Origin of the sequence: Kitasatospora sp. NPDC089913 (genome assembly GCF_044748625.1) — a bacterium.
Classification (GTDB): Bacteria; Actinomycetota; Actinomycetes; order Streptomycetales; family Streptomycetaceae; genus Kitasatospora.
The window spans coordinates 30,020-39,976 of record NZ_JBIVGI010000051.1; the positions used below are offsets into that span (position 1 = coordinate 30,020).

Sequence of the window (9,957 nt, forward strand, 5' to 3'; positions counted from 1 at the left end):
AGGGTCCTCGGCTCAAGAGGTTGGCGGGGGAGGTGGGCCTGACTCTCAGGTCAGTCCCCGTGCTCGGGTGGGGTGGAAACCCGGGGGGATCAGAACGCGGCGTGGTACAGGCCGCCGGCCAGCAGACCGCCGATGATCGGACCGGCCACCGGGATCCAGGCGTAGGACCAGTCGGAGCCGCCCTTGTTGGGGATCGGCAGCAGCGAGTGGACGATGCGCGGACCCAGGTCGCGGACCGGGTTGATGGCGTAGCCGGTCGGGCCGCCGAGGGAGAGGCCGATGCCGACCACGGTGAAGGCGACGATCAGGATGCCGGTGCCGGAGAGGCCGAGGCCCTTGGTCAGGCCCTGGGTGAGGATGGCCAGGCAGAGCACGAAGGTGCCGATGATCTCGGTGAGCAGGTTCTGGACCGGGTTCCGGATCTCGGGACCGGTCGAGAAGATGCCGAGGGTGGGCTCCTGGTTGGCCTGGAACTGGCCGAGGTAGGTGAGCCACACGAAGACGGCGCCGATCATCGCGCCGAGCAGCTGGGAGCCGAGGTAGACCGGAACCTTGCTCCAGTCGCCGCTGTCGACGGCGAGGGCCAGGGTGACGGCCGGGTTCAGGTGGGCGCCGGACTTCGGAGCCGACATGTAGGCGGCGATCATCACCGCGAAGCCCCAGCCGAAGGTGATCGCCAGCCAGCCGGCGTTCAGGGCCTTCGACTTCTTGAGCGTCACGGCGGCACAGACGCCACCGCCGAGAAGTATCAGGGCGGCGGTGCCGAGGGTTTCGCCGACGAAGATGTCGCCGTTGGAGAACGCGGACACAAAGACTCCCTTGTCCATATGGCCCGGAGGTGCGGGTGGGGGCAGGGGCCGGGCGGATCGCTGGGCGGGTGAGCGCTCTGTGGGATGGATTCGCACGGCCATCGTTCGACAATGTCGACCGTCATGCGGAAGCTTCCTCCCCGGGTCGCCCTCCCGTCAAGGCCGGGTTACGCAGCTGTGACCCTTCGCTCGCCGCGCTACCCGTAGTCACCGAACGGATCATCGCAATTTTGGACAAAACGGTAAGGCGCGGACGGGCATTTCGCCCGTCCGCGCCTCAGCGTGAACGTCTTCCTGTGGTGCCGCGGGCCCGCGGCGGGGCGGCCGGGGCGGCGGGGCGGCCGGGCGGCCGCGGGCCGGGGGTGGCCGGGACCGGGCCGCTCCGAGCGGTCAGAACCGTCCGGCGCCCAGGTCCCGGGAGATCGCCCGGGCCGCGCTGCGCACCGAGGCGACCAGCGAGGGCTTCACGAAGCCGTCCTCGCAGACCCGCTCGACCGCGCCGCTGATGCAGACCGCGCCGACCGGATTGCGCCGCCGGTCCTGGATCAGCGCGCCGATCGAGGCCACGCCCTCCCAGGTCTCCTCCACCGCGTCGGCCCAGCCGCGCTCACGGGTCAGCGCCGCCTCGGCGTCCACGTCCGCGGCCTCGGTCAGCGTCCGCGCGGTGTACGACTCGAACGGGCCCTCGCCCAGCTCGCCGCGCGCCACCGGGTCGTAGGCCAGGAGCACCTTGCCCAGCGCGGTCGAGTGCAGCGGCTGCATCGAGCCGACCTCCAGCACTTGCCTGGTGTCGTCCGGTCGGAACACGTGGTGCACGATCAGCACTCCGCGCTGGTGCAGCACCCCCAGATAGACGGTCTCCCCGGACGCCCGGGCCAGGTCGTCGGCCCAGACCAGTGCCCTGGCACGCAGCTCGTGCACGTCCAGGTAGCTCTGGCCCAGCCGCAGCAGCTCGGCGCCCAGCTGGTACTTGCCGCTCTCCGGGTCCTGCTCGACGAATCCCTCCTGCTGGAGGGTGCGCAGGATCCCGTGGGCGGTGCCCTTCGCCAGGTCCAGCGCCGTCGCGACCTCCGACAGGCCCAGGCGGCGCTCGCCGCCGGCCAGCAGACGCATGATCGCGGCGGCCCGGGAGAGCGACTGGATCGGGCCGGGCATTGGTACCTCCGCGCGGACAGGCGGTCGACATTGTCGACCGCAGTGGTAACGGCACGAGTCTGCCAGGCCGTCGCCGTTCCGTGCACCTTCCCCCTCGGTAACCTGCGTCGGCCGACCCGGTCGTGCGCCCGCGCACCGCCGTCCGTCCGGTCCGGGCCGCCTACCGGCGGGTGCTCGGCTCCCCGGCGTCCGGCCGTCCGGGGTGCCGCTTCCCGGCGTCCCGCTTTCCGGCGTCCCGCTTTCCGGCGTCCCGCTCCCCGGTCGCGGCGGCCACCCCGGCGGCCACCGCCCGGATCCCGGCCGGTCCGACCCGGCAGCAGCCGCCCACCAGCCGTGCCCCGTCGGCCAGCCAGCCCGCCACCCCGCCCCGGCCGTCGGCGGCCCGGGGCGGACCGGCCGCACCGAAGGCCGGCTCCCCGCACCACGTCCCGGCCGCCGGGTCCCAGCCCTCGCCGCTGTTCGGGTAGACCACCACCGGCTTGCCCGACACCCGCGCCGCGAGCGCCACCGCCCGGTCCGCCTCCTCCGGCGTGCAGCAGTTCACCCCGACCGCCACCACCTCCTCCGCCCCGGCCACCAGCGCGAACGCCTCCGCCAGCGGCTGCCCGGCCCGGGTCCGCCCGCCCGCCGCCGCGAACGACAGCCAGACCGGTACGCCCAGCCCGCGCACCGCCCGCAGCAGCACCCGCGCCTCGTCGACGTCCGGCACCGTCTCCAGTGCCAGCACGTCGGGACCGGCCGCCGCGAGCACCTCCAGCCGGGGCCGGTGGAACGCCTCCAGCTCGGTCGGCGTCAGCCCGTACCGGCCCCGGTACTCCGAGCCGTCCGCCAGCACCGCCCCGTACGGGCCCACCGAGGCCGCCACCCACCGGCGGGGGCCGGGCAGTCCGCGGGCCGCCTCCCGGGCCAGCTCCACACTTCCGGCCATCAGCCGGGCGGCGGCCGCCCGGCCCACCCCGCGCCGGGCGAAGCCGGCGAAGCTCGCTTGGTAGCTCGCGGTGATCGCGACCCGCGCGCCCGCCTCGAAGAACGCCCGGTGCGCCGCCACGACCGCCTCCGGCGCGTCCGCCAGCAGCCGGGCCGACCACAGCGCGTCCGCCAGGTCGAAGCCGGCCGAGGCGAGCCGTTCGGACAGTCCGCCGTCCAGCACCAGCGGCCCGGCCGCCAGGGCGGCCGCGAAGTCCGCCGGGGGTGCGTCGTCGGGCGTGGGGGCGGAGGCGGGCCGGTCGGCCCCGGGCCGGTCCATCACGTCCTCCTCGGGGCGGGCGGCGTCCCGGCCGGTCCGGAGGACGCCCTGGTCACAGGGTAGGAGCGGCCGGCCGCGGCCGGGGCGGAAAACCATTTGCCGCAGAGTCAAGGGATCGCTACGTTGTGCTCAGAACGAGAAGGACGGCCGCCCGCCACCGCGGGCCCGGCGGGGGAGAGGAGCGCGCAGCGTGGACACCACCGAGCAGGAGTGGCTCGCCTCCTACGATCCGCGCGCCTACACCCCGGTCGCCGTCACCGTGGACGTGGTGGCCCTGACCCTGCGCCAGGGCCGGCTCCACGTCCTGCTGGTCGAGCGTGCCCTCCCGCCCTACCAGGGGCGCTGGGCCCTGCCCGGCGGCTTCCTGCGGGCCGGCGAGGAGAGCCTCGACGAAGCCGCCGCCCGCGAGCTCGCGGAGGAGACCGGCCTGCCCGGCACGGTCGGCGCCGAGGCCGCCCTGAGCCGGATCCATCTCGAACAGCTCGGCAGCTACGGCGTACCCGACCGCGACCCGCGGATGCACGTGATCTCGGTCGCCTACCTGGCCTTCGCCCCCGACCTGCCCGATCCGCGGGCCGGCAGCGACGCGGCACACGCCGCCTGGCACCCCGTCACCGACCTCGATCTCCGGCCCGCCGGCCGGTCCGAGTCCGCCGGTGCTCCCGCCGACACCCACGGGGGTGGCGTCGGCGGGAGCACCGGCCCCTCCGGCCCCTCCGGCCCCTCCGGCCCGGAGTACCCCGTGCCCCCGGAGCACCCCGCCGATCCGGCCGCACCCCCGCCCGCCGGGGCACCCACCCCGATCGAGCTCGCCTTCGACCACGCCCGGATCCTCGCCGACGGCCTCGACCGCGCCCGCGCCAAGATCGAGTACAGTCCGCTGGCCACCGCCTTCCTCCAGCACGACTTCACCATTCCGGAGCTGCGCGCCGTCTACGAGGCCGTCTGGGACGAGAAGCTCCACCCGGGCAACTTCCACCGCAAGGTGCTCTCCGTCCCCGGCTTCGTCGAGGGCACCGGCACCACCACCGAACGCGGCGGCGCCCGCGGCGGCCCCCGGGCCCGCACCTACCACGCCGGCGACGCCACACTGCTCCACCCGGCCCTCCTCCGCCCCGCCCAGGGCGATCCGCCCCAGCAGCCCCCACCGGCGCTCTCCCCGGGCCGGACCACCTGATCACCACCCCGCTCCCGGCCGCCCGCACTACCATCCGGCCATGACGACTCAAGAGGCCGACACCGTGCGCCAGCAGCCCAACTCCCACTGCCACTTCTGCGGATCCCCCTACCCGGCCGGCACCGACGGCTGGCCCCGCACCTGCTCCGCGTGCAGCGAGATCAGCTACCGCAACCCGCTGCCCGTCGTCGTCACCCTCCTGCCCGTCACCGGCGAGGACACCGCCCCCGGCCTGGTGGTCATCCGCCGCACCATCGAGCCCGGCTACGGCGAACTCGCCCTCCCCGGCGGCTACATCGACTACGGCGAGAGCTGGCAGCAGGCCTGCGTGCGCGAGCTGCGCGAGGAGACCGGCATCCTGGCCGAGCACACCGACGTCACCCTGGTCGCCACCGACTCCGACACCCGCGGCGGCTTCCTCTGCCTCTTCGGCCTCCTCCCCGCCCGCCCGCTCGCCGCCCTCCCGCCCTCCGTCCCCACCGACGAGACCGACGGCTGGCAGCTCTCCACCCCCGAGACCCCGCTCGCCTTCCCCTTCCACACCCGTGTCTCCCGCTCCTGGTTCAACGGCGAATTCACCCGCCCCTGACCAGCGGCGGCCGCGCCGGGCAGACCCTGGCGCCCCGGCCGCTCACATGGCAGGGTCTGCACGGACAGCCCCCAACCGGACGCGGGCCCTGCCACAAGCGACCCCGTCCGCCCTCATCACCGGCCGGGAGACCACCACCGTGAGCACCCCACCCCAGGACCAGCCGCTCTGGCGCCCGAACCCCGAGCGTGCCGCCGGCACCGGGATCGTGGCCTTCCAGGCCTGGGCCGCCCAGCACCACGGCGCCCCGGCCGCCCCGCTCGCCCCCACCACCTCGGACGCCGAGGCCGCCGCCCGCTACGCCGCCCTGCACGCCTGGTCGGTCGAGGACCTCGACCGCTTCTGGACCGCCGTCACCCAGTGGTTCGACGTCCGCTTCACCCAGGCCCCCGAGGCCGTCCTCGCCGACCCCGCGATGCCCGGCGCCCGCTGGTTCCCCGGCGCCCGCCTCAACTACGCCGAGCACGCGCTGCGCGCCGGCGAGCAGGCCGGGAACGCCGACCGCCCCGCCGTCCTCCACCTCGACGAGACCACCGACGAGCCGCTCGTCCTCACCTGGGCCGAACTCCGCCGACAGGTCGGCTCCCTCGCGGCCGCCCTCCGCGCCCGGGGCGTCCGCCCCGGCGACCGCGTCGGCGCCTACCTGCCCAACATCCCGCAGGCCGCCGTCGCCCTGCTCGCCACCGCCGCCGTCGGCGCCGTCTGGACCAGCTGCGCCCCCGACTTCGGCGCCCGCAGCGTCCTCGACCGCCTCCAGCAGATCGAGCCGGTCGTCCTCTTCGCCGTCGACGGCTACCACTACGGCGGCAAGGACCACGACCGCACCGAGGTCGTCGCCGAACTCCGCCGCGAACTCCCCACCCTGCACACCGTCGTGCACGTCCCCCTGCTCGGCACCCCCGCCCCCGAGGGCGCCCTGGCCTGGGAGGACCTCACCGCGGAGGACACCGAGCCGGTCTTCGAGGCCGTGCCCTTCGACCACCCGCTCTGGGTCCTCTACTCCTCCGGCACCACCGGCCTGCCCAAGGCCATCGTCCAGAGCCAGGGCGGCATCCTGGTCGAGCACCTCAAGCAGGCCGGCCTCCACCTCGACCTCGGCCCCGAGGACCGCTTCCTCTGGTACACCTCCACCGGCTGGATGATGTGGAACTTCCTCCTCGCCGGCCTGCTCGTCGGATCGACGGTCGTCACCTACGACGGCAGCCCGGGCCACCCCGACACCGGCGCCTTCTGGTCCGTGGCCGCGCGCACCCGCGCCACCGTCCTCGGCACCTCCGCCGCCTACGTCATCGCCAGCCGCAAGGCCGACCTCCACCCCGGCCGGGACCTCGACCTCTCCGCCGTCCGCTGCCTGGGCACCACCGGCTCCCCGCTCCCGCCCGACGGCTTCCGCTGGATCTACGAGGAGGTCAAGGAGGACGTCTGGCTCGCCTCCGTCAGCGGCGGCACCGACGTCTGCTCCTGCTTCGTCGGCGGCGTCCCCACCCTCCCGGTCCACCTCGGCGAGATCCAGGCCCCCAGCCTCGGCGCCGCCGTCGAGTCCTGGGACGTCAACGGTCACCCGCTCACCGACGAGGTCGGCGAACTCGTCGTCACCAAGCCCATCCCGTCCATGCCCACCGGCTTCTGGAACGACCCCGAGGGCACCCGGTACCACGACAGCTACTTCGACACCTACCCCGGCATCTGGCGCCACGGCGACTGGATCACCGCCACCTCCCGCGGCACCGTCGTCATCCACGGACGCTCCGACTCCACCCTCAACCGCCAGGGCGTCCGGATGGGCTCCTCGGACATCTACGAGGTCGTCGAGCGCCTCCCCGAGATCGCCGAATCCCTGGTCATCGGCCTGGAGGAGCCCGACGGCGGCTACTGGATGCCGCTCTTCGTCGTCCTGACCCCCGGTGCCGAACTCGACCAGGACCTCATCGGCCGCATCCGCACCTCGCTGCGCACCGAACTCTCCCCCCGCCACGTCCCCGACGAGGTCATCGCCGTCCGCGGCCTGCCGCACACCCTCACCGGCAAGCGGATCGAGGTCCCGGTCAAGCGCCTGCTCTCCGGGACCCCGCTCGACCAGGCCGTCAACCCCGGCTCCGTCGACAACCTCGACCACCTGCGGTACTTCGAGCAGCTCCGCCTGGAGCGCGAGCGAGCCGCCGCCGAGTGACCGGCCCCCGGACACGCCGAAGGGGCCCGCTCCACCGGCCGGTGGAGCGGGCCCCTTCGTGTCGTCCCGCGAGCGCTACTCGCCCGACAGCACCTGCTGCGCCGCGGCCCGGGCCTCCTCGGCGCTGTCCGCCGCCCGGGCCGCCTCGGCGGCCCGGCGGCACTGCGCCAGCGTGTACTTGGCCAGCGCCGTCCGCACGTAGGGGATCGACGCCGCGCCCATCGACAGGCTGGTGACACCGAGACCGGTCAGCACCACGGCCAGCAGCGGGTCGGAGGCCGCCTCGCCGCACACACCGCAGCTCTTGCCCTCGGCCTGCGCGGCCTCGGCGGCGAACGCGATCAGGTCCAGCAGCGCCGGCTGCCACGGGTCCTGCAGCCGCGCCAGCGCACCGACCTGGCGGTCCGCGGCGAAGGCGTACTGGGCCAGGTCGTTGGTCCCCAGGGAGAGGAACTCGACCTCCTGGAGGATCGAGCGCGCCCGCAGCGCGGCCGACGGGATCTCCACCATCGCACCGAACTTGGCGCTCAGCCCGGCCTCGCGACACGCCTCGGCGAAGTCCTTGGCGTCCTTGCGGTCGGCCACCATCGGGGCCATCACCTCGAGGTGCACCGGCAGGCCCTCGGAGGCCGTCGCCAGCGCCCGCAGCTGGGTCCGCAGCACCTCCGGGTGCTCCAGCAGGGTGCGCAGACCGCGCACACCGAGCGCCGGGTTCGGCTCGTCGGCCGGGGTCAGGAAGTCCAGCGGCTTGTCCGCGCCCGCGTCGAGCACCCGGACCACGACCCGGCCCTCCGGGAACGCCTCCAGCACCTTGCGGTACGCCTCGACCTGCTTCTCCTCGGTCGGCGCCTTCGCCGAGTCGTCCAGGAAGAGGAACTCGGTGCGGAAGAGACCGACACCCTCGGCGCCCGCCTCCAGCGCGGCCGGCAGGTCGCCCGGACCGCCGACGTTGGCCAGCAGCGGCATCCGGTGCCCGTCCGAGGTCGCGCCCGGACCGGAGGAGGCCGCCAGCGCCGCCTTGCGCTCGGCGGCGATCCGGCGCAGCTCGTCCTGCTTCTCGGTGCTCGGCTCGACCAGCACGTCACCGGAGCTGCCGTCCACCGCGACGACCGTGCCCTCGGCCACGTCGGCCGCCCCCGGCAGCGCGACCACGGCCGGCACGCCCATGGCCCGGGCCAGGATGGCGCTGTGGCTGGTCGGCCCGCCCTCCTCGGTCACGAAGCCGAGCACCAGCGTCGGGTCCAGCAGCGCGGTGTCGGCCGGAGCGAGGTCCCGGGCGAACAGCACGTACGGCTCGTCGCTGTCCGGCACACCCGGCATCGGCACGCCCAGCAGGCGCGCGACGATCCGGTTCCGCACGTCGTCCAGGTCGGCGACCCGGCCGGCCAGGTACTCGCCGGCCGAGGCGAGCAGCGCCCGGTAGGCGGCGAAGGCGTCGTAGACGCCGCGCTCGGCGCTGCTGCCGACAGCGATCCGGCGGGAGACGTCGGCCATCAGCTCGGGGTCCTGCGCCATCAGCGCCTGGGCCTCCAGCACGGCCTGGGCCTCGCCGCCCGCGAGGTTGCCGCGGGCGATCAGGTCCGCGGCCACGGCCTCGACGGCTGCCTGGGCGCGGGCCTGCTCGCGCGGAGCGTCCTCGGTCGGGATCTGGGTGGCCGGGGGCTCCAGCACGGCGGTACCCATGTGGCGCACCTGGCCGATCGCGACTCCGTGGCTGACACCCACGCCTCGCAGCGTCTTCTCCATGTCTTTCTCCGTGAGAGAGGCGGCCCCGCCGGGTACCGCTGTGTGCCGGGCCGCCCCGACCGGAGCGGTGGGGCGGGTGTGTCCTGTAAGAGGGGACCGGTAGAAGGGGAGAGGTCAGCTCCAGCTGAACAGGGCGTCGCCGACGGCGACCTCCCCGCTCTCCAGCAGCCCGCCGAGCGAGTCGGCAGCGGCCTCCAGCGCGACGATCGGCGAGATCGGCGACTTGCCGGCGGCCTCGACCGCGGCCGGGTCCCACTTGATGACGGCCTGGCCGCGGGTGACCGTGTCGCCCTTGTTGACGAGCAGCTCGAAGCCCTCGCCGTTCAGCTGGACGGTGTCGATGCCCAGGTGGGTCAGGACCCCGTGCCCGTCCGCGTCGACGACGACGAACGCGTGCGGGTGCATCGAGACGACCACGCCGTCGACCGGGGCGACGGCCTCGGTCGGCCGACGCACCGGGTCGATCGCGGTGCCGGGGCCGACCATCGCGCCCGAGAACACGGGGTCCGGCACGCCGGCGAGCCCTACGACCTTGCCGGTCAGCGGCGACGTCACAGTGGTCATGGATGAGCCTCCCAAGTGCGCAGTACAGGCGAGCGGCCGCGAACGCGGCGGGGTGATCGACTGAAGCCTAAATCATGTCAACTTCGGACATCCGCTGACATTCCGGGTGGCCGGCCGCGCCGTCCGCCCCCACCAGTCAGTCATCTCGTCGACCACTAGTGGTCTAGTCCTCTTGGCCGATGCGCCGCACTCTACAGGCATCTTGGCGAATCGGGACCATTGCTGTATATGCTCGCGAGAGCAACAAATCACGCGTCCGTCCGGGTGACACCGGCGCGGCCCGATTCGCGCTCGGCCCGACGACCCGCTATGGTTGGCCGAGTCGCCGCAAGTCGACGGTTAACGCCAGATTTCAGAAACGAAAAGCACCGGTTAAACAACGGTGAACGGATCTGATAGGCTGGGGACACGAAAGAACGAAGCGCCCGGAGGGCCGGTGTGAAAGCCGCCCGAAGGAAGTGTCCGTTCCTTGAGAACTCAACAGCGTGCCAAAAGTCAACG

General features: G+C 73.9%; 8 protein-coding genes. 3 read left to right on the forward strand and 5 right to left on the reverse strand.

The window, feature by feature from the left end:
* Positions 1-89: 89 nt before the first annotated feature.
* The 3 genes from ACIPYS_RS39060 to mmuM all read right to left on the reverse strand — a co-directional run bounded on the left by ACIPYS_RS39060 (position 90) and on the right by mmuM (position 3,210).
* On the reverse strand, positions 90-827 hold the full coding sequence (locus ACIPYS_RS39060) for an MIP/aquaporin family protein (RefSeq protein WP_093859356.1): 738 nt from the start codon (positions 825-827) through the stop codon (positions 90-92).
* A gap of 372 nt (positions 828-1,199) precedes the next feature.
* On the reverse strand, positions 1,200-1,964 hold the full coding sequence (locus tag ACIPYS_RS39065; protein ID WP_093859355.1) for an IclR family transcriptional regulator: 765 nt from the start codon (positions 1,962-1,964) through the stop codon (positions 1,200-1,202).
* Positions 1,965-2,124: 160 nt separating this feature from the next.
* Positions 2,125-3,210 carry a homocysteine S-methyltransferase gene (mmuM, locus tag ACIPYS_RS39070; RefSeq protein ID WP_400755295.1) on the reverse strand — a complete coding sequence of 362 codons (1,086 nt, stop codon included), beginning with the start codon at positions 3,208-3,210 and terminating at the stop codon, positions 2,125-2,127.
* A 190-nt stretch (positions 3,211-3,400) separates the two neighbouring features.
* Between mmuM and ACIPYS_RS39075 the strand changes: the two genes are divergently transcribed.
* Genes ACIPYS_RS39075 through ACIPYS_RS39085 form a run of 3 tightly spaced genes read left to right on the forward strand, consistent with a single transcriptional unit; the run spans position 3,401 to position 7,146 of the window.
* Entirely contained in the window at positions 3,401-4,387 is a 987-nt protein-coding gene (locus ACIPYS_RS39075) for an NUDIX domain-containing protein (RefSeq protein WP_093859353.1), read from the forward strand.
* Positions 4,388-4,427: 40 nt separating this feature from the next.
* Positions 4,428-4,976 carry an NUDIX domain-containing protein gene (locus tag ACIPYS_RS39080; protein ID WP_400755297.1) on the forward strand — a complete coding sequence of 183 codons (549 nt, stop codon included), beginning with the start codon at positions 4,428-4,430 and terminating at the stop codon, positions 4,974-4,976.
* A 46-nt stretch (positions 4,977-5,022) separates the two neighbouring features.
* Positions 5,023-7,146, forward strand: coding sequence for an acetoacetate--CoA ligase (locus ACIPYS_RS39085; RefSeq protein WP_400755299.1), 2,124 nt, complete (start codon positions 5,023-5,025; stop codon positions 7,144-7,146).
* Positions 7,147-7,221: 75 nt separating this feature from the next.
* Here the strand turns inward: ACIPYS_RS39085 and ptsP are convergent, their stop codons facing one another.
* Both ptsP and ACIPYS_RS39095 read right to left on the reverse strand, forming a co-directional pair.
* Positions 7,222-8,892: a phosphoenolpyruvate--protein phosphotransferase gene (ptsP, locus tag ACIPYS_RS39090; protein WP_093859350.1), complete on the reverse strand. Its 1,671-nt coding sequence runs from the start codon at positions 8,890-8,892 to the stop codon at positions 7,222-7,224.
* 114 nt (positions 8,893-9,006) lie between these two features.
* Entirely contained in the window at positions 9,007-9,456 is a 450-nt protein-coding gene (locus ACIPYS_RS39095) for a PTS glucose transporter subunit IIA (RefSeq protein WP_093859349.1), read from the reverse strand.
* Between the last annotated feature and the right edge of the window lie 501 nt (positions 9,457-9,957).

Excerpts from the sequence above, each read along its gene's own strand:
- ACIPYS_RS39060 (WP_093859356.1), bottom strand. The coding sequence starts at position 827 with ATGGACAAGGGAGTCTTTGTGTCCGCGTTCTCCAACGGCGACATCTTC.
- ACIPYS_RS39065 (WP_093859355.1), bottom strand. The coding sequence starts at position 1,964 with ATGCCCGGCCCGATCCAGTCGCTCTCCCGGGCCGCCGCGATCATGCGT.
- mmuM (WP_400755295.1), bottom strand. The coding sequence starts at position 3,210 with ATGGACCGGCCCGGGGCCGACCGGCCCGCCTCCGCCCCCACGCCCGAC.
- ACIPYS_RS39080 (WP_400755297.1), top strand. The coding sequence starts at position 4,428 with ATGACGACTCAAGAGGCCGACACCGTGCGCCAGCAGCCCAACTCCCAC.
- ACIPYS_RS39085 (WP_400755299.1), top strand. The coding sequence starts at position 5,023 with ATGGCAGGGTCTGCACGGACAGCCCCCAACCGGACGCGGGCCCTGCCA.
- ptsP (WP_093859350.1), bottom strand. The coding sequence starts at position 8,892 with ATGGAGAAGACGCTGCGAGGCGTGGGTGTCAGCCACGGAGTCGCGATC.
- ACIPYS_RS39095 (WP_093859349.1), bottom strand. The coding sequence starts at position 9,456 with ATGACCACTGTGACGTCGCCGCTGACCGGCAAGGTCGTAGGGCTCGCC.